This window comes from Streptomyces sp. Mut1 (assembly GCF_030719295.1).
GTDB lineage: Bacteria > Actinomycetota > Actinomycetes > Streptomycetales > Streptomycetaceae > Streptomyces > Streptomyces castrisilvae.
Window position 1 is genome coordinate 1,638,169 of the sequence record NZ_CP120997.1, and the last position, 18,466, is coordinate 1,656,634.

The window sequence follows — 18,466 nt, forward strand, 5'->3', positions numbered from 1 at the left end:
GGAGCCGCCATGTCAGTCCCGTCCCCGCAGCCCCGCCCCGGCAAGGGCCCCCGCGCCGCCGGGGCGATCTTCGACGCCACGCTGCGTCTGCTCGCCGAGCGCGGATACGACGGGCTCACCATCGAGGCCGTCGCCCTGGCGGCCGGGGTCAACAAGACGACGATCTACCGCTGGTGGCCGTCCAAGGCGGCGCTGCTGCACGCCGCCCTGCTCCGGGCCCGGGTCCTGGACATCGAGATCCCCGACACCGGCTCCCTGCGCGGGGACCTGATCGCCCTGGCGGACCAGGTGATCGACCTGGTCACGGGCGTACGCAGTCGGGCGATCGTGCGGGCCGTCGCCTCGGGTCCCGGTCTGCCGGACGACGGTCTCGCCTCCCTGGCCAGGGACTTCTTCGCCGACCGGTTCTCCCGTGAGCAGCCCGTGTTCACCCGGGCCTTCGCACGCGGTGAACTGCCCCCGGACACCGACCCGATGCTGCTGCTCGACCTGATCGCCGGAGCCGTCTGGGTGCGGGCGCTGCTCCGGAACGAGCCGGTTCCGCCCGGCTTCGCGGCCGCCGTCGTCGACGCGGTGCTGCCCGCCCGGCGCACGGCCTGAACCGCCGGACGTGGTGCGGGAGCCCTTCAGCCGCCGGTCAGCTCCAGGAGCGTGGTCACCGGGTCGCGGCCCGGGGCGGCGCGGGGCCACCAGTCGTCCTCGCCGGGGTCGGACTCGTAGCCGTACCAGCGGCCGTCGCGGCCGAAGCGGAGCTGGAAGGCGTGGCCCGGGTGGGTGAGGTGGTTGCGCCAGGGCTGGAAGCGGGGGAAGCCGGCGGCGGCGAGGGCCGGGCGGGCGCGGTCGAAGGGGCCCGCCGGGGGGTCCCACGGCGTTTCCAGGACCGCCAGTCCCTCGGCCTCGCCCTGGCGCCAGGCGGCCACGGCGCGAGCCAGGTCCGTGGTGTTGCGGCCGGTGGCGGAGGCCAGCTCCCGGTAGAGGGCGCGGGTGGTGGCGGTGAGCCCGGCGGTGGGGCCTGCCGCTGCCAGCCGGACGGCGTCCTGCCAGGCGGTGAGTCCGGCGAGCGGGTCGCGGCCGGTGGTGAGCAGCGCGTGGGCGCGGGCCGCCGCGTCGGTGGCGAGCTGGTCGAGGGCGAGCGGGTCCCGGGCGCCGGGGAGCGCCGGACAGGCGGGCGGGCGGCCGGGGTGCGGCTCCACCGGGAAGGGCGCGGGCAGCGGCGGCAGGAAGCGGCCGGCGAGTGCCTCCTTCGCCGGTACGGACGGGGTGTCGGGGGCGGCGGGCCGCTCCCGGGCGGAGTGCGCGGCGTTGCGCCGGCCCAGCTCCTCCAGGAGGGCCCGCTCGCCCCGGCCGCGCAGCAGGAGCAGGACGAACGGGTCGGTGTCCAGGAGGAGGGCCATCTGGTAGCAGAGGGCCGCCACGTGCTTGCAGGGCCGGCCCCGGTCGGGGCAGGTGCAGGCGGGATCGAGGTCGCCGGGGGCGGGCAGCAGGGTGATCCCGGCGGTGGTGGCGGTCTCGGCCAGGGAGTGCGGCATCTCCTTGGCGAGCAGCGCGGCGAGGTGGCCGGGGCGGGCGGCGACCGCGTCGAGCAGGGTGTCCCAGTCGGCGTCGGCGAAGGTGCGCAGCCGCAGCTCGGCGCGGTAGGGGCGGGGGCGGCTGCCGTGCACATAGGCGACGACGTGCCCCGGGGTGACGGTAATCGCGGCGACGTGCCCGCCGTCCGCGTACGCCCGGCCCCGGGCGAGCCTCGGCGCGTCCATCGACAGGGACTCCAGGGCGGCCACCCAGGCGCGGCCCCACCAGCTCTCCGCGAACGGCCCGTCCTCGCCGGAGGTGCGCGCGGGCACGGCCTCGAAGGTGCGCCGCAGATCGTCGGGGCCGGGGCGGGAGCGGGCGGCGGGCCGTGCGTCGCGCCGGGCGGCGAGCGGCCCGGAGGCGGGGCGGGCGGCGCCGGGTGCGGGGCTCATGACGGCCTCCGGAGGGAGACGAGGTCGGCCAGGTCGCGGTCGCTGAGCTCGGTCAGCGCGCTCTCGCCGGTGCCGAGGACGGCGTCGGCCAGGGCACGCTTGGCGAGGAGCATCTCGCCGATGCGGTCCTCCACCGTGCCCTCGGCGATCAGCCGGTGCACCTGGACGGGCTGGGTCTGGCCGATGCGGTAGGCGCGGTCCGTGGCCTGTTCCTCGACCGCCGGATTCCACCAGCGGTCGTAGTGGATGACATGCGCGGCCCGGGTCAGATTGAGGCCGGTGCCCGCCGCCTTCAGGGAGAGCAGGAAGACCGGCACCTCGCCGGACTGGAAACGGTCCACCATCCGCTCCCGCTCGGGCACCGGGGTGCCGCCGTGCAGCAGCTGGGAGGGGATCGCGCGCGCGGCCAGGTGCGCCGAGAGCAGCCGGGCCATCGTCACGTACTGGGTGAAGACGAGGACCGAGCCGTCCTCGGTGAGGATCGTGTCGAGGAGTTCGTCGAGCAGGGCGAGCTTGCCGGAGCGGCCGGTGAGGCGGGCCGCGTCCTCCTTCAGATACTGCGCGGGGTGGTTGCAGATCTGCTTGAGGGAGGCGAGCAGCTTCATGATCAGGCCGCGTCTGGCGATGCCCTCCGACGCCTCGATGTACGCCATGGTCTCGCGCACGGTGGCCTCGTAGAGCGTGACCTGCTCGCGGGTGAGGAAGACGGGGTGGTCGGTCTCCGTCTTGGGCGGCAGCTCGGGCGCGATGCCGGGGTCGGACTTCTTGCGGCGCAGCAGGAAGGGCCGCACCAGCCGGGACAGCCGCTCCACCGCCTCGTCGTTGCCGAGGCCCGCCGCCGTGCCGGTGTTCTCCACGATCCGGGCGTGGCGGGCCCGGAACGCCTTGAGGGGGCCGAGCAGTCCGGGCGTCGTCCAGTCGAGCAGCGCCCAGAGCTCGGAGAGGTTGTTCTCCACGGGCGTGCCGGTCAGGGCGACCCGTGCGGGGGACGGAATGGTGCGCAGGGCCTTCGCGGTGGAGGAGTGGGGGTTCTTCACGTGCTGTGCCTCGTCGGCGACGACCAGCCCCCAGCCGTGGGCGGCCAGCTCGGCCGCGCTGGAACGCATCGTGCCGTAGGTGGTGAGGACGAAGCCGCCGCCGGCTCCGGCGAGGGTGCGGCCGGTGCCGTGGAACCGGCGCACGGGCACCCCGGGTGCGAAGCGGTTGATCTCGCGGTGCCAGTTGCCCAGGAGGGAGGCGGGGCAGATCACCAGGGTGGGCGCGGGGTGGGCGCGGTGCAGGTGGAGGGCGATCAGAGTGATCGTCTTGCCGAGGCCCATGTCGTCGGCGAGGCAGCCGCCGAGGCCGAGCGAGGTCATCCGGTCCAGCCAGGCGAGCCCGCGCAGCTGGTAGTCGCGGAGCGTCGCGTGGAGTCCTGGTGGCGGGGCGAGGGTGGCGTCGTCGGTGAGGATGCGCGTACGCAGCTGCGCCAGCGCGCCGAGCGGCACCGCCTCGACCTGCTCGCCGTCCACCTCCGCGCTGCCGGTCAGGGCGACGGCCAGGGCGTCCACGGGGTCGAGCAGGCCCAGCTCCCGCTTGCGCGCCTTGCGGACGAGCGCGGGATCGACCACGACCCACTGGTCGCGCAGCCGCACCACGGGCCGGTGTGCCTCGGCGAGCACGTCCATCTCGGCCTCGGTGAGCTGCTCGTCGCCCAGGGAGAGCTGCCAGTTGAAGGCGAAGAGCTGTTCGGCGTCGAAGAACGAGGTGCCGTCGGTGGCGGTCCCGGGCGCGGGCCTGACCACGGCCGCCGCGGTGAGGGACCGGGCCAGCTCCCGGGGCCAGTGCACGCTCACCCCGGCGGCCGACAGCCTGGCCCCGGCGTCGCCCAGCAGCTCGTACAGCTCGTCCTCGCCGAGGGCCAGCACGTCGGGCACCGGCTGGTCCAGCAGCCGTTCGAGCGGGGCCCAGACACGGGCGGCGCGGCGCAGGGCCAGCGCGGTGTCGACCCGGGCCCGGGGGCCGAAGGGCTCGCCCGCCTCGCCCGCCCACAGTGCGGCGACGTCGACCACGTGGGTGGGGTCGGCGAGGCTGTGGACCTGGGTCACGGCGGCCGCGGCGTGCCGGGCGGCGGAGGGGGAGGCGGTTTCGGGCGCGGTGGCCTCGGGGTCGCGCTCCTCGCCGGCGGGGCCGGTCGTGTCGAAGAGCTCGTACGCGGAGAGGTCCAGGCGCAGCGACACCCGCACCCCGGCGTCCAGACCCGAGGCGACCTCCACGGCCCACTCCCGCGCGCCGGGCAGGTGCTGGGGCTCGGGCGCGGCGAAGGGCGCGCCCATGGCGAACGCGGCGGCGGGGGTCCGGGGCAGTGTGTCGGCGACCGCGTCGAGGAAGGAGCCGATGAGCGCCTCGGGGTCGGGGAGGTGGAGCGGGGTCCGGTCGGGCAGCGGGACGGCGTGCCCCTCCCACGGCAGGGCGGCGGCCACCGCCCGCAGATGGGCGACGTCCCCGGCGTCACGGGGGCCGGCCCGCCAGGCGTCGTAGTCGTCGGCCGTCAGCCCGGGGAGCATCCGGCCGCCCGCCACCAGGTGCAGCGCGTGCAGGGCGGCGGCCCCCCAGCACCGGGTCGCGGGGTGGGCGGAGCGCAGGTGCCGGGCGCGGGCCAGCAGGGGCAGGGCCTCGGCGACGGGGAGCAGGAAGGCGGGCACGGTGTGCCGGCGGACCTCGCCCTCCTCGCCGTACGGCCGCACCACCGTGATCTCCTCGCTCCGGGCGCCGCCGTCCGTCGCGATGGGCAGCGGGGTGTGACCCGGGTCCCAGAACGCGATGCGCCCCTGGCGGGGCGGCGTACCGGGCAGGAAGACGGCGGCGCAGCGCAGCAGGCGGTTCTCGTCCGCGTCCTGCGGCGGTGCTGCGGTGGTCACCCGTCCCTCCCCTCCCGTCCTGGCGGCCCGGGTGCCGCGTCCTCGCGCTCCGTGCCAGGTCAGCACGGGATTCCCCGGAATCGAATCCTCTGACTCGCGAGTCTAGGCGGGGGGTACGACAACGGACCGGCCGCCGCCGTTCCCGCAGCTCGTACGGGGTCGGGCGACGGCCGGGGAAGGCGCCGCGCGGTCGCGGGCCGCGGGGCCGGTACGCCTGCCCGGGAACCTCCTCGCGCCCTCCGCGCCGCGCGGTCGCCGGGCCGGTCCGGTGTCCCGGACGCCCGGCCGGTGCCGGGCTCCGGTGTCCGGCGTCCGATGTCCGGTGTCCGGTCAGTGCCGGGCGAAGTGTCGCGACGCGCCCAGGTCGTCGGACGCCTCCGCGTCGGGGCCGGGCGCGGGCGGCTGCTCAGGCGATCGGGGCTCCTGACCGGCCGGTGCGGGCTCCTGACCGGCCGATGCGGCCGATGCGGGCTCCTGGCCGGTCGGTGCGGCCGGTGCGGGCTCCTGCCCGGCCGAATTGGGCTCCTGGCCCGCCGGTGCGGGCGATCCGGGTTCCTGCCCGGTGCCCGGCGTCACCTGCGGTGTGCCCTGGTCCGGTGCCTGCCCCAGCTGGGCCCGTTCCAGGAAGCGCAGCAGCTCCACCGGGAACGGCAGCACCAGCGTCGAGTTCTTCTCCGCCGCGACGGCCACCATGGTCTGGAGCAGTCGCAGCTGGAGCGCCGCGGGCTGGGCGGACATCTGCGACGCCGCCTCGGCCAGCTTCTTGGACGCCTGGAGTTCCGCGTCCGCGTTGATGACCCGGGCCCGCCGCTCACGGTCCGCCTCGGCCTGCCGGGCCATGGACCGCTTCATCGTCTCCGGCAGCGAGACGTCCTTGATCTCGACCCGGTCGATCTGGACGCCCCAGCCCACCGCCGGGCTGTCGATCATGATTTCGAGGCCCTCGTTCAGCTTCTCCCGGTTGGAAAGGAGGTCGTCCAGGTCGCTCTTACCAATGATGGAACGGAGCGACGTCTGCGCCATCTGCGAGACCGCGAAGCGGTAGTCCTCCACCCGGACGACCGCGCTCGCCGCGTCGACCACCTTGAAGTAGATGACGGCGTCCACCCGGACCGTGACGTTGTCCCGAGTGATCCCGTCCTGCGACGGGACGGGCATGGTCACGATCTGCATGTTGACCTTGCGCAGCCGGTCGACGACCGGCAGCACCATCGTGAAACCTGGTCCGCGCACGTCGTCGCGGAGCCGCCCCAGTCTGAGGACCACACCCCGCTCGTACTGTTTGATGATCCGGGCGGCGGCCATCATGTACACGGCGCCCGCCGCCACCACCGCGATCAACGCGATCAAGAGGTCCTGAACCATGACGGCCCCCTGCCGGCCGGAAGTACCGTACTCACTGCTCGTACCACTCACACCCCATTGGGCGCTAATACCACGGTATGCCCGGTCGAGCCGTGGGGCGAACGTCTCCCCGCACTCCCCCCGTACGCCCTACTCCCCCACCCGGCCGCGTCCCGGATGCCGGGGCCCGGGGAAGCGGGCAGGGTGACCAGCACCGGCACGTGCACCGCGGGTGTGCGTGGTGACGAGACAGACGAGGACCCGCCCATGCCCGTGATCGAACGCCGACGCCGCCGGCTCGGCATCGCCGCCCAGGCCGTGTTCCTGACCCTGACCGTCGCGGGCTGTTCGGGCCTCGGCCGGACCGCGGTCGGACCGGTCATCTACACGACCGAGCAGGACGCCGTGGTCGAGGTGAACAGCCCTTCGGTCAAGGGCTGCCACCGGCTCGTACCCGAGGGTGCCAAAGAGGTCTCCAACAACACCCTGATCGACATCATCCTGTACCCGACACCGGACTGCACCGGGCCGGGCACGACCTATCTGGCGACCACGTTCTCCGACGTCAACGCGGCCGACGCCAAGCCCTGGCGCAGCTTCAGCACCATCCACTGACCGCCGTACGGACCCTAGAACGGCACGGCCCGTACCCAGATGCCGTCGTCCGTGAGGCAGCGGTCCACCCTCAGCCCGGCCGCCTCCAGGTATCCCTCGAACGCCTCCTGCGACAGCTCCCGGGACAGGAAGGTCTGCGTCCACCGCGCGTCGTCGAACACGTACTCGGCGCGCACCGAGCGCACCCCGTCCCCGACCGGCTCCGACGAGACGATGCGCACGGTGTAGCCGGCGGGGTGGACGCGCTCGCGCGGGACCTCGTGGTAGTCAGCGCCCTCGCGCTGGATGAGCACCACTCCCCCCTCGCGCACATATCTGCGGCAGGTCCGCAGCAGCCCGTCGCGCACCCGGTGCTCGCCCGCGTGCACCAGGAACGACGCCAGCATCACCACGTCGAAGGTCTCGTCCCCGAGGTCCAGCGACTCGATGGGGCTGCGCACCGTCCGCGCCCCGCGCACGTGCTCCAGCATCTGCGCCGACTCGTCCACCGCCGTGACCGTGAAGCCGCGCTCGATCAGCGGGTGCGTCACCCGGCCCGCGCCGCAGCCCAGTTCGAGGATGCTCGCCCCGGCGGGGACCGCCGCCTCGATCACGTCCGGCTCGTCGCCCACCGCCAGCCGCGTGTACAGCTCGACCGCGCAGCCGTCCGGGGTGATGGCGCCCGGCCCCGTCCCTGAATAACCCTCACGTACCAGTTGTCCTCCCATGCCCACCGAACGATCGGCGGAAAGCGGCCGTTCCCCGTTCACACCGAGCGCCGCGCGACCAGGGCCGCGCTCAGGTGCTGGAGGTCGGCCGGGCGGCCCGGGGAGAGACCGGTGAGGCGGTCGATGCGGCGGATGCGGTAGTCGACGGTGTTGGGGTGCACATGCAGCGCCGCCGCCGCGGCCCGGCGGTCCAGCCCGTGTCCGAGATACGTCTCCAGGGTGTGCAGCAGCTCCGGTTTGGCCTCCAGCGGGTCGAGCAGGCCCGCGAGCCCGCGCAGCGCCTCGCTGGGCCTGCTCAGCTGGTATTCGAGGAGCACGTCGGCCAGCCGGTAGAGGCCGGGGGCCCGTCCGGTACGGGCGACGAGGTCGACGATCTCGCCGTTGCGGGCCACCGCCGCCGGCACCCCCTCCGGCCGCGCGGTCTCGGCGGCGGCCGTGACGGGGACCCCCGCCGCCCGGGTCGCCTCGGCGATCAGTTCGCACAGCCCGCCGGGCCCGCTCCACGGCGGCGGCTCGGCGACCGGCAGCAGCACGGTGCCGCCGGACGCGTCCAGGGCGGTCAGCGCCGGCGTACCGGCGAACCGGTCCAGGGCCGTCCGGATGCGCCGTATCTTGCGCCGGGCGGCCACCCCCGCGCCCGGACCCTGCGGCATCACCGCCCCCGCCCCCTGCCCGCACGCCTCGTCCGGATGCGGGGCCAGCGCGAGCGTCATCGTCAGATAGCGGGCCGCCGGGCGCAGGCCGGTGCGCCGGGTGAAGCCGTCCAGGTCCTCACCGGTCAGCAGCGCGGCCATCAGCGCGTGCCGCCCGCCGTGCTCCTGGCTGTCCAGGATCGTCCGGGCCTCCAGATAGGCGCCGCTCACCGCGGAGGTCAGCTGCTGCTGGAGGACCAGGATGCGGTCCATGATCTCCAGCACGGCGTGCAGGTCCCCGGGCCCGGCGTCCCGCGCGGTCTCCTCCCAGCACATCGCGATGCCCACCTGGTACGCGGCGAGGATGGCGTCCAGCGGCACACCCTCCTCGGCGCGCTGGGCCGCCGAGTCGCGCTGCTGGGCGAGTTCGGCGTCGGTGGCGCCCCTGCGGTGTTCCAGTACGTCCGCGAAGAGGCGCAGGTTGTGCTGGACGATGTCCGCGATGTCGCCCGCGATCTCCTCGTGCGGCAGCTCCGCGTAGACCGGCAGATCGCTCAGGAGCCGGGCGACGACCCGGGCGGTCAGGGCGGGGACCCGGGCCCGCAGCCGGCCCGCCACGGGGCGTCCCGCGATGGAGAGCGGCCGCTGCCGGGCGGCCCCGCGGCCCGTGCGTCCGCCTCCCGCGGCGAGCCGCTCTTTGTCATGCGTCACAAAAGCCCCCGGCGAAGTCTGCGTTACCCACCAGTTAAACGACGGCGTTCGAGTCTGCATGATGACCGGCGACACCCGCCATACCCCCACTCGCACCGCACCGGAGGTCGCCGTGAACTCGTCCCGAAACAAGGCATTCTGTCGGACCGTCAGAGGCGCGGCCACCGCCGTCGCACTGGCCGGCCTGGCCGTCGGCACCACCGCGTCCGGCGCCTGGGCGGCGGCCGCCGACGAACCCGTCTCGTACGTGGCGCTCGGCGACTCCATGGCCTCGGGCCCGCTCATCCCGGACATCACAGGGCCGGTGGCCTGCGGCCGTTCCACCCACAACTACGCGCACGAACTGGCGGCGAGCATCGGCGCCTCGCTGCGCGACGTCACATGCAGCGGCGCCAAGTCCACGCACATGACGGAGAAGCAGTCGCTGTCGCTGCTCGACATCCCGATGGGTTCGGCCCCGCCCCAGTTCGACGCGCTGCGCACGGACACCGACCTGGTGACCCTGACCATCGGCGGCAACGACGCCGGTCTCGTCGGCATCGCGCAGGACTGCATGCAGCTCGACCCGACCGCCACCCCGTGCAAGGAGAAGCTGACCGAGGGCGGGGTCGACCAGGTGGCGCAGCGGATCGCGGAGTTCGCGCCGCGCCTCGGAGCCGTACTGGACGGCATCCACCAGCGCTCGCCGCAGGCCCGGGTGCTCGTCACGGGCTACGGCCTCTACATCAAGCCGGGCGGCTGCTGGCCGCTTCAGCCCGTGCTCCCGGTGGACGCCGACTTCCTCCAGGGCAGCGTCGACCGGATGAACACGGTCATCGCCGAGCAGAGCGCCGCGCACGGCGCCGAGTACGTCGACGTCGCCACCCCGAGCAAGGGCCACGACGCCTGCCAGGCACCGTCGGACAAGTGGGTCGAGGGGTACGTGCCGACCGCGGCGGCAGCACCGCTGCACCCGAACAAGCAGGGTGAGGCCGCCTACGCCCGCATCATCGGCGCGCACCTCCAGGGGAGCTGACCCGTGCGGCAGCGGCTCCTTCACGGACTGCTCGCGGCGGCGCTCGGCGCCGCCGCGCTCCTCGCCCCGCCCGCCCACGCGGCACCGGCGGGACCTTCCCGGGCGGGGGGATGCGACCCGCTGGCACCCGCGGAGTGCCTGCTGCCGTTCCCCAACGACTGGTACACCCGGCCGGACCCGCGCACCGACACGGGCCGCCGGGTGGCCTTCGACGCCTCCGTCCTGCCCCGCCCCGCGACCGGGACGGCCGTCGACCCGGCCGCCTGGAACCGGGCCGACGGCTTCTCCCCCGGCTCCGCCCTGATCGCCCAGGTGCCGGGCCTCGACCTGGCCAGGACCGGCGCCGCCCCGCTCACCGACATCGGCGGCTCCCTGGACCGGGACGCCCCAATCGTCCTCCTGGACACCACGACCGGTGAGCGGTGGCCCTACTGGGCGGAGCCCGACGCCAACGCCACCGACCCCGCCCGCCGCGCCCTGCTGATCCACCCGGCCCGCAACTTCCGCGACGGCCACCACTACGCCGTGGCGCTGCGCCGGCTCAAGGACGGCTCCGGCCGCACGATCCCGGCCGCCGCCCCGTTCGCCGCCGTCGCCGGGAAGCGGCTGCCGGCACACGATCCGCTGCGCGCCCGCCAGGACCGGCTGCGGCCCGCACTGACCGCCCTGCGCGGAGCCGGGGTCTCCACCCGGGGCCTCAATCTGGCCTGGGACTTCACGGTCGCCTCCACCCGCGGTCTCACCGGCGACCTCTTCACCATCCGCGACGACGCGTTCCGCCGGCTCGGTGACCGCTCGCCCGACTTCACCGTCACCCAGGTCACCGACTTCACCGCGGACCAGGACCCCCGGATCGCCCGCGAGGTCACCGGACGGATCACCGTCCCCGGCTATCTGGACGAGCCGGGCGGCCCGCCCGGCGCCGTGCTGAACCGCGACCGGAACGGCACCCCGCGCAGGCTCCCGCACGGCACCCAGCTCGCCGCCTTCCGCTGCGAGATCCCGCGCGCCGCCTTCCGTACCCCCTCCCGGCCCTCGCTCTACGGGCACGGGCTGCTCGGCTCCCGCGACGAGGTGGGCGCGGGCAACGTCAAGGACATGGCCGCCGAGCACGACTTCACCTTCTGCGCGACGGACTGGATCGGCATGGCCAAGGACGACATCCCCGTCGTACTGGCCGCGCTCGCCGACCCGACCCTCTTCCCGGCCGTCCCCGAACGCAGCGAACAGGGCATGCTGGGCGCCCTGTTCCTCGGCCGCGCCCTGATCCACGCCAAGGGCCTGACCACCGACCCGGCGTTCCGCACCGCCGCCGGACGCCCGCTCGTCGACATCCGGCACGGCCTGGCCTACGACGGGAACAGCCAGGGCGGCATCCTCGGCGGGGCCCTCGTCGCCGCCTCGTCCGACATCCGGCGCGCCGTGCTCGGCGTCACCGGCATGAACTACGGGCTGCTCCTCAACCGCAGCGCCGACTTCGCCCCGTTCCAGCAGGTCCTGGACGCCGCCTACCCGGACAAGCTGCGCCAGCAACTGGTCCTCCAGCTGTTCCAGATGGTCTGGGACCGGGGCGAGACCGACGCGTACGCGAACCACCTCACCGACCACCACCAGGTCCTGATGCACATCGCGTACGGCGACCACCAGGTCGCGAACGCGGCGGCCGACGTCCAGGCCCGGACCATCGGCGCCCGGCTCCTCTCCCCCGCGCTCGCCGCCGGCCGGAGCCCGGACACCGTCCCGTACTGGGGCATCCGCCGCATCGGCCCCGGCCAACCGCCCTACCGGGGCTCGGCCATGACCGTCTGGGACAGCGGCACGCCCACGCCGCCCGTCAGCAACACCCCGCCCACCGGGCCCGCCTACGGGCACGACCCGCACGAAGATCCCCGCAACTCGCCCGCCGCGCGTCAGCAGAAGGCCACCTTCCTGACCACCGGCCGTGTCATCAATGTCTGCGGCACCACGCCGTGCACCGCCACACCGACCTCCTGACGCCTCCCCTGTCCGCAGGGACCAGACAAGGAGCACCATGCGTACGCACCGCACAGCCGGAGCCGTCCTCGCGGCCGCCCTCCTCACCGGTACGGCCATGGCGCCGGCCGCGTTCGCCGCGCCGCCCGCGGCCGCGTCGGCCGTCGCGCAGGCCGCCGTACCGTTCACCGCCGCCACCGCCGCGCGCGCCGCCGACGGGGGTTACGCCCTGTCCTGGGCCTCGCCCGCCGGATCGGTGACCGTCACCGCCGTGACCTCGCCCGACGCCACCACCGGCACCGCGCTCGGCACGGCGGCGGGCACCGGCTCGCTGACCGTCGCGCCGGGGACGCTCCCGGAGGCGGGGCGCTGGTACTTCCGGCTGGTCCCGGACAGCGGGAGCCCCCTGGTCGTCGCCGACCGGTCGCTCGGCCTGGAGTCGGCCCGCAACTTCCGGGACATCGGCGGCTACCGCACCACGGACGGGCACTGGGTCCGCCCCGGTCTCGTCTACCGCTCCAACAAGCTGAGCGGTCTCACCGACGCCGACCAGCAGCGGCTGGTCTCCCAGAACCTCACGCTCGACGTGGACCTGCGCAACGCCATGGAGCGCCACGACGACCCCGACCGGCTGCCCGCGGGCGTCACCTACCAGGTCGCCGACGTCGTCTCGCTCGCCCACGGCATCCGCTTCCACGACTCGGCCCTCATGACCCTGGCCGAGGCCATCGCCGCCGGTCTCTTCTCCGGCTCCTCCAACCTGGGCCAGTCCATCGGCTACCCGTTCATGGTCAACTTCGTGGGCGCGGACTACGCCTTCCACGACCTGGTCACGGCCGTCACCACGAACACCTCGGGTGCCACGGTCTTCCACTGCAGCGCCGGCAAGGACCGCACCGGCTGGGGCACCGCCGTCCTGCTGACCCTGCTCGGGGTCCCCCGGGAGACGGTCGAGGCGGACTTCCTCGCCAGCAACGAGTACACCGGCAACCCGAAGGCCGTCGAACTGGACTGGCTGCGCGCCGCGTTCGCGGAGGTGGACCACATCTACGGCGACTTCGACACGTACGTACGCGAGGGGCTGAGGCTCGACGCGGCGACCGTGGAGACGCTGCGGGCCAGGATGCTGACCGCCTGAACCCTCCGGCCGGCCCCCGGCGGCGAGCCGGGGGCCGGTCCCTTGCTGCACATACGCCGCCACGGGTCCATGCTGGTAGGTGAGGCGATGCCATGCGTACCGGCAAGGAACCGACGACCGCCCGCAGCCCCCTGCGGATGCGGCTCTGGCTCAGTCTGTGGGGACTGGCCTGGGCCGTCTTCGGCGTGACCGCCTTCGCGGTGAACGGCCGCACCGGCTGGGCCGTCGCCTGCGGGGTGCTGCTCGCACTGATCCTCGTGGACCTGTGCGTGGTGGTGTACCGCCTGCGCAGAGGCGGCCAGCCGGGCCGCTCGGGCCCTGATCCGCCGGACAGGCCCTAAGGGCGCCCTAAGGGCTGTCGAAGCGGGCCGCTCGCAGGTACTCCGGCTTCGGGTCGAGCGCGGCGGCCAGCCGGAAATGGCGGACGGCCCGCTCCGGGTGGCCGGAGCGCTCGAAGGTGCGGGCGAGGGCGAAGTGCGCGAAGGCGTTGTCCGGCTCCCGCTCCAGCACCAGCTCGAATTCCAGCTCGGCGGGGCGCAGCTGCGCGGCGGCGAAGAACGCGCGGGCGCGCAGCAGCCGGGCCGCGGTGTTCTCGGGGTGGGCGGCGATCACCGAGTCGAGCAGCCGCACGGCGCCCCGGGGGTCGCGCGCGGCGAGCAGCTGCTCGGCCGCGCGGAAGTCGATGACGTCGGTCTCCGGGTTCCTCTCGGGCACGGTCGCATCCTTCCGTCGTCCTCGCGGGACTCGTCCGTTCCGGGGTCAACATCGGCCCGCCCGCCGGTATTCCGGCCCCGGGGTCAGGCGGCCGCGGCCCGCCGTTCCAGCTCCGCCCAGACCGTACGCACCTGAGCCTCCAGCTCCTCGACCGGCCCGTCGTTGTCGATGACCAGATCCGCCACCGCGCGCCGCTGCTCGCGGGTGGCCTGGGCGGCCATACGGGCGCGGGCGTCCGCCTCGGTCATGCCGCGCAGCCGTACGAGCCGGTCGAGCTGGGTCTCCGGGGCGGCGTCGACCACGACGACCAGGTCGTAGAGGGGGGCGAGGCCGTTCTCGGTGAGGAGCGGCACGTCGTTGACGACGACGGACCCGGGCCCGGCGGCCTTCTCCAGCTCGGCGGAACGGGCGCCGACGAGGGGGTGGACGATCGCGTTGAGCGCGGCGAGCCGGTCGCGGTCGGCGAAGACGATGGAGCCGAGCGCGGGCCGGTCCAGGGTGCCTTCCGGGGTCAGGATGCCGGAGCCGAACTCGGCGACGACGGCGGCGAGGCCCGGGGTGCCGGGCTCGACCACCTCGCGGGCGATCCGGTCCGCGTCGATGAGGACGGCTCCATGGCCGACGAGCAGCCGGGACACTTCGCTCTTGCCGGCGCCGATGCCACCGGTCAGGCCCACTTTCAGCATGGGCGGCAGCCTAGTGCCCGCCGCCCGGGGGACCCAGGGGCGGGGCGGCGGCGCGGCTCAGACGTCCCCTTCGCGTTCGGCGAGGAACTTCTCGAATTCGAGGCCGATCTCGTCGGCGGACGGCAGGTCCGCCGGTTCGGCGACCAAATTGCCCCGGGTCTCGGCGCCCGCGACCGCGTCGTACTGGTGCTCAAGGCCCTCGACCAGCGAGACCAGCTCCTCGTCCCCCTGGTCGATCTGGCGGTCGATCTCGGTCTGGGTGCGGTGCGCCTCGGTGCGCAGTGCGTGCGCGACGGTGGGCAGGACCAGGCCGGTCGCGGCCGTGATCGTCTCCAGCGCGGTGAGCGCGGCGTCGGGGTAGGAGGAACGGGCCACGTAGTGCGGCACATGGGCGGCGACGCCCAGCACATCGTGTCCGGCCTCCATCAGGCGGAACTCGACCAGCGCCTCGGCGGAGCCGGGCACCTGCGCCTCCTCGAAGGGGCTGCGGTGGCCGGGGGTCAGGTCGGTGCGGTTGCCGTGCGGGGTGATGCCGACGGGGCGGGTGTGCGGCACGCCCATCGGGATGCCGTGGAAGTTGACCGCGAGGCGGACACCGAGCCGCTCCACGATCTCCTCGACGGCGGCGGCGAACCTCTCCCACTCGACGTCCGGCTCCGGCCCGGACAGCAGCAGGAACGGCGCCCCGGTGGCGTCCTGGACCACGCGGACGTCCAGGGTCGGGGTCGCGTACGACGACCAGCGGTCGCGCTTGAAGGTCAGCAGCGGGCGCCGTGCGCGGTAGTCGACGAGACGGTCGTGGTCGAAGCGGGCCACGACCTGGTGCGGCAGCGATTCGAGCAGGCCGTCGACGATCTGCTCACCCGTCTCACCCGCGTCGATGTATCCCTCGAAGTGGTAGAGCATGACCAGACCGGCCGACTCCTGGGCGAGCGCCATGTCGACGACAGCCAGGCCCTTCGGCTCCCATTCGTACAAACTCTGCGGATCAGGCACGGTTACCGCTCCTCCTTGTGTTCCTGGGGAAGAACGTCCCGCGGATCACGGGCATTCCCGTGCGCACCCCTTTCCCGGACGGAACTTGCCGATCTTCGCCGCGGGGAAGTCTCAAGTGCCAGAACATCCGCACCCCTTCACGGGAAGGCCCCCCATGCGCACCCGCACTCTCCTCCCCGCCCTGCTGAGCACCGCACTCGCCACCGGCGGCCTGGTCCTCGGCTGCGCCGGCAGCGCCGGCGCGGCGACCGTCATCGAGGTGAGCACCGCCGCCCAGCTCAAGGCGGCGCTGACCGCCGTCGTCCCCGGCGACACGATCCACCTCGCGGACGGCACGTACACCGGGAACTTCAAGGCGCTCGTCCCCGCGACCGCCTCCGCGCGCATCACCCTCACCGGCTCCGCCGGGGCGGTCCTGACCGCCGGCGGCGGCTACGGGCTGCACCTCAACGGCGCTTCGTACTGGACGGTGCGCGGCGTCACCGTCACCGGTGGCCAGAAGGGCATCGTGACCGACGGCGCGAACGGCGTGGTCATCGAATCGGTGACCGTGCACGACCTCGACATGGAGGGCGTCCACTTCCGTACGTCCAGCAGCGACGGCATCATCCGGGACTCGCGGATCTACGACACCGGACACAACGGCCGCGGCATGGGTGAGGGCGTCTACGTCGGCACGGCGGGCGACCTCTCCGACAACAGCGACCGGGTGCGGATAGTGAACAACACGATCGGGCCGGACGTCGGCGGCGAGAACGTCGACATCAAGGAGGGCACCACCGGGACCCGCGTCATCGGTAACACCTTCGACGGCAGCGGCCTGACCGGCGCCAACTACGACGACTCCTGGGTCGACGTGAAGGGCAACGACGTGCTGGTCGAGGGCAACCACGGCACCCGTACGACCAACAACGGGTACGAGACGCACACCCAGCAGAGCGGCTGGGGCTGCGGGACCGTCTTCAAGGACAACACCTCGGACCTGGCCGGCGCGAGCGGCGACAAGCGGATCGCGTTCAACGTCACCAACTACAGCGCGAGTTGCCCCACGACGGTCTACGCGAGCAACACCGTCACCGGGGGCAACGGGCTGACCAACATCCCGGTGACCCCGTAGCCGGAAACGCGTGAGGCCCGCTCCCCGGAGGGAGCGGGCCTCACGGTCACCTACGACCGCAGCCGATGACCGGCCGGAAGGTCAGAGCTTCAGCTCTGGCCGCCCGCCAGCTTCTCGCGCAGAGCGGCAAGGGCCTCGTCCGACGCCAGGGCGCCGGAGTTGTCCGCCGACTCCGAGGAGTACGAGCCGCCACCGCTGCCGCCCGAGGCGGCCGGGGCGTTGCCGGCGGGGGCGGCAGCGCCCTCGGCGGCAGCGGCCTCGTCGGCCTCGCGGGACTTGATGACCTGGGCCTGGTGCTGCTCGAAGCGCTGCTGCGCCTCGGCGTACTGGGTCTCCCAGACCTCGCGCTGAGCCTCGAAGCCCTCGAGCCAGTCGTTGGTCTCGGGGTCGAAGCCCTCGGGGTAGATGTAGTTGCCCTGGTCGTCGTAGGACGCGGCCATGCCGTACAGGGTCGGGTCGAACTCGACCGAGGCCGGGTCGCCACCGAAGGACTCGTTGGCCTGCTTCAGCGAGAGGCTGATGCGACGGCGCTCCAGGTCGATGTCGATGACCTTGACGAAGATCTCGTCGTTGACCTGGACGACCTGCTCCGGGATCTCCACGTGGCGCTCGGCCAGCTCGGAGATGTGGACCAGGCCCTCGATGCCCTCGTCGACGCGCACGAACGCACCGAACGGAACGAGCTTGGTGACCTTACCGGGAACGACCTGCCCGATCTGGTGCGTACGGGCGAACTGCTGCCACGGGTCTTCCTGCGTCGCCTTGAGCGACAGGGACACGCGCTCGCGGTCCATGTCGACGTCGAGGACCTCGACGGTGACTTCCTGGCCGACCTCGACAACCTCGGAGGGGTGGTCGATGTGCTTCCAGGACAGCTCGGAGACGTGCACCAGACCGTCGACGCCACCCAGGTCCACGAAGGCACCGAAGTTGACGATCGAGGAGACGACGCCGGAGCGGACCTGACCCTTCTGGAGGGTCGTGAGGAACGTCTGACGGACCTCGGACTGGGTCTGCTCGAGCCAGGCACGGCGGGACAGGACCACGTTGTTGCGGTTCTTGTCCAGCTCGATGATCTTGGCTTCGAGCTCCTTGCCCACGTACGGCTGGAGGTCGCGGACGCGGCGCATCTCGACGAGCGACGCCGGCAGGAAGCCGCGGAGGCCGATGTCGAGGATGAGACCACCCTTGACGACCTCGATGACGGTACCGGTGACGATGCCGTCTTCTTCCTTGATCTTCTCGATGGTGCCCCAGGCACGCTCGTACTGAGCGCGCTTCTTCGAGAGGATCAGGCGGCCTTCCTTGTCCTCCTTCTGGAGAACCAGGGCCTCGATCTCGTCACCGACCTTGACGACCTCGTTCGGGTCGACGTCGTGCTTGATCGAGAGCTCGCGGCTCGGGATGACGCCTTCGGTCTTGTAACCGATGTCGAGGAGAACCTCGTCCCGGTCAACCTTGACGATGACACCGTCAACGATGTCGCCGTCGTTGAAGTACTTGATCGTCTCGTCGATCGCCGCGAGGAACGCGTCCGCGTCGCCGATGTCGTTGACCGCAACCTGCGGAGTGGTGGCGGTGGTCTCGGTGCTGCTCGTCATGTGGGAAAGGGCTCCGGTACGGACAGTGAGTCGTAGGTACTGCTACGCCGTGAACCCGTATCGCCTCTGCATAAGCCGGACAGCCTGGGAAGCACCCAGCCCGTGTCCGGGAGGCGCCTCGTGAACCGAGGGGACATACAACAGATGCGAGCGCGGCCTGCTAGGTCTGAGGCGCGCAGGCTCGCAGCGCAACTTGTAGCATACGGGGGCAGCAAGGCAGGGTCAATGCGCGAAGGCGCACACCACGGGCGGAACGACCCATACCCGGCACAACTCGGGTTCACCGAGGCGGGATCGGCCCCGGCGAAGTCCGGACACACGGGTCCCGCACTCCACAGGCCCCCTTGGTACGTAC

At 73.1% G+C, this 18,466-nt stretch carries 15 protein-coding genes and 1 pseudogene; 7 read left to right on the forward strand and 9 right to left on the reverse strand.

Going from position 1 to position 18,466, the window contains the following annotated elements:
• The first annotated feature begins 9 nt into the window (after positions 1 to 9).
• Entirely contained in the window at positions 10 to 600 is a 591-nt protein-coding gene (locus tag P8A18_RS06935) for a TetR/AcrR family transcriptional regulator (protein ID WP_306052714.1), read from the forward strand.
• 26 nt (positions 601 to 626) lie between these two features.
• Here P8A18_RS06935 and P8A18_RS06940 read toward each other — a convergent pair whose 3' ends face one another.
• The 3 genes from P8A18_RS06940 to P8A18_RS06950 form a co-directional block, all read right to left on the reverse strand.
• Complete coding sequence (locus tag P8A18_RS06940) at positions 627 to 1,961, reverse strand: SWIM zinc finger family protein (RefSeq protein WP_306052716.1); 1,335 nt, start codon at positions 1,959 to 1,961, stop codon at positions 627 to 629.
• The gene (locus P8A18_RS06945; RefSeq protein ID WP_306052718.1) at positions 1,958 to 4,861 is read right to left on the reverse strand and encodes an SCO1167/SCO6262 family helicase; all 2,904 of its coding nucleotides are present in this window, start codon (positions 4,859 to 4,861) and stop codon (positions 1,958 to 1,960) included. The genes P8A18_RS06940 and P8A18_RS06945 overlap by 4 nt, the downstream gene beginning before the upstream one ends.
• Positions 4,862 to 5,191: 330 nt before the next feature.
• Positions 5,192 to 6,226, reverse strand: a complete 1,035-nt coding sequence (locus P8A18_RS06950; RefSeq protein WP_306052720.1) for a slipin family protein — start codon at positions 6,224 to 6,226, stop codon at positions 5,192 to 5,194.
• A 246-nt stretch (positions 6,227 to 6,472) separates the two neighbouring features.
• Between P8A18_RS06950 and P8A18_RS06955 the strand changes: the two genes are divergently transcribed.
• A complete protein-coding gene (locus P8A18_RS06955) occupies positions 6,473 to 6,820 on the forward strand; it encodes a hypothetical protein (RefSeq protein WP_306052722.1) in 348 nt (115 codons plus the stop codon).
• Positions 6,821 to 6,834: 14 nt separating this feature from the next.
• Here P8A18_RS06955 and P8A18_RS06960 read toward each other — a convergent pair whose 3' ends face one another.
• A complete protein-coding gene (locus tag P8A18_RS06960) occupies positions 6,835 to 7,527 on the reverse strand; it encodes a class I SAM-dependent methyltransferase (protein ID WP_306052724.1) in 693 nt (230 codons plus the stop codon).
• A 38-nt stretch (positions 7,528 to 7,565) separates the two neighbouring features.
• Positions 7,566 to 8,777 carry a helix-turn-helix domain-containing protein gene (locus P8A18_RS06965; protein WP_306060721.1) on the reverse strand — a complete coding sequence of 404 codons (1,212 nt, stop codon included), beginning with the start codon at positions 8,775 to 8,777 and terminating at the stop codon, positions 7,566 to 7,568.
• Between the two features lie 205 nt (positions 8,778 to 8,982).
• Between P8A18_RS06965 and P8A18_RS06970 the strand changes: the two genes are divergently transcribed.
• The 4 genes and pseudogenes from P8A18_RS06970 to P8A18_RS06985 all read left to right on the forward strand — a co-directional run.
• Complete coding sequence (locus P8A18_RS06970; protein ID WP_306052726.1) at positions 8,983 to 9,885, forward strand: SGNH/GDSL hydrolase family protein; 903 nt, start codon at positions 8,983 to 8,985, stop codon at positions 9,883 to 9,885.
• 3 nt (positions 9,886 to 9,888) lie between these two features.
• Complete coding sequence (locus tag P8A18_RS06975; RefSeq protein ID WP_306052727.1) at positions 9,889 to 11,880, forward strand: hypothetical protein; 1,992 nt, start codon at positions 9,889 to 9,891, stop codon at positions 11,878 to 11,880.
• A gap of 37 nt (positions 11,881 to 11,917) precedes the next feature.
• Positions 11,918 to 12,997 carry a tyrosine-protein phosphatase gene (locus P8A18_RS06980; RefSeq protein WP_306052729.1) on the forward strand — a complete coding sequence of 360 codons (1,080 nt, stop codon included), beginning with the start codon at positions 11,918 to 11,920 and terminating at the stop codon, positions 12,995 to 12,997.
• A 92-nt stretch (positions 12,998 to 13,089) separates the two neighbouring features.
• Positions 13,090 to 13,335, forward strand: a pseudogene (locus P8A18_RS06985) (DUF6343 family protein); the annotation flags it as partial.
• 10 nt (positions 13,336 to 13,345) lie between these two features.
• On the opposite strand, the gene P8A18_RS06990 reads toward P8A18_RS06985, so the two are convergent.
• The 3 genes from P8A18_RS06990 to P8A18_RS07000 all read right to left on the reverse strand — a co-directional run bounded on the left by P8A18_RS06990 (position 13,346) and on the right by P8A18_RS07000 (position 15,393).
• Positions 13,346 to 13,711: a tetratricopeptide repeat protein gene (locus tag P8A18_RS06990; protein WP_018555638.1), complete on the reverse strand. Its 366-nt coding sequence runs from the start codon at positions 13,709 to 13,711 to the stop codon at positions 13,346 to 13,348.
• A gap of 83 nt (positions 13,712 to 13,794) precedes the next feature.
• Entirely contained in the window at positions 13,795 to 14,397 is a 603-nt protein-coding gene (gene coaE, locus P8A18_RS06995; protein WP_306052732.1) for a dephospho-CoA kinase, read from the reverse strand.
• A gap of 57 nt (positions 14,398 to 14,454) precedes the next feature.
• Positions 14,455 to 15,393, reverse strand: coding sequence for a PAC2 family protein (locus P8A18_RS07000; protein WP_199783874.1), 939 nt, complete (start codon positions 15,391 to 15,393; stop codon positions 14,455 to 14,457).
• 154 nt (positions 15,394 to 15,547) lie between these two features.
• On the opposite strand from P8A18_RS07000, the gene P8A18_RS07005 reads away from it, so the two are divergent.
• Positions 15,548 to 16,510, forward strand: coding sequence for a right-handed parallel beta-helix repeat-containing protein (locus P8A18_RS07005; protein ID WP_306052734.1), 963 nt, complete (start codon positions 15,548 to 15,550; stop codon positions 16,508 to 16,510).
• A gap of 89 nt (positions 16,511 to 16,599) precedes the next feature.
• Here P8A18_RS07005 and rpsA read toward each other — a convergent pair whose 3' ends face one another.
• A complete protein-coding gene (rpsA, locus tag P8A18_RS07010) occupies positions 16,600 to 18,111 on the reverse strand; it encodes a 30S ribosomal protein S1 (RefSeq protein WP_306052736.1) in 1,512 nt (503 codons plus the stop codon).
• Between the last annotated feature and the right edge of the window lie 355 nt (positions 18,112 to 18,466).

Coding starts and splice junctions, on each gene's coding strand:
- P8A18_RS06935 (WP_306052714.1), top strand. CDS start 10: ATGTCAGTCCCGTCCCCGCAGCCCCGCCCCGGCAAGGGCCCCCGCGCC.
- P8A18_RS06940 (WP_306052716.1), bottom strand. CDS start 1,961: ATGAGCCCCGCACCCGGCGCCGCCCGCCCCGCCTCCGGGCCGCTCGCC.
- P8A18_RS06950 (WP_306052720.1), bottom strand. CDS start 6,226: ATGGTTCAGGACCTCTTGATCGCGTTGATCGCGGTGGTGGCGGCGGGC.
- P8A18_RS06955 (WP_306052722.1), top strand. CDS start 6,473: ATGCCCGTGATCGAACGCCGACGCCGCCGGCTCGGCATCGCCGCCCAG.
- P8A18_RS06960 (WP_306052724.1), bottom strand. CDS start 7,527: ATGGGAGGACAACTGGTACGTGAGGGTTATTCAGGGACGGGGCCGGGC.
- P8A18_RS06980 (WP_306052729.1), top strand. CDS start 11,918: ATGCGTACGCACCGCACAGCCGGAGCCGTCCTCGCGGCCGCCCTCCTC.
- coaE (WP_306052732.1), bottom strand. CDS start 14,397: ATGCTGAAAGTGGGCCTGACCGGTGGCATCGGCGCCGGCAAGAGCGAA.
- P8A18_RS07005 (WP_306052734.1), top strand. CDS start 15,548: ATGCGCACCCGCACTCTCCTCCCCGCCCTGCTGAGCACCGCACTCGCC.
- rpsA (WP_306052736.1), bottom strand. CDS start 18,111: ATGACGAGCAGCACCGAGACCACCGCCACCACTCCGCAGGTTGCGGTC.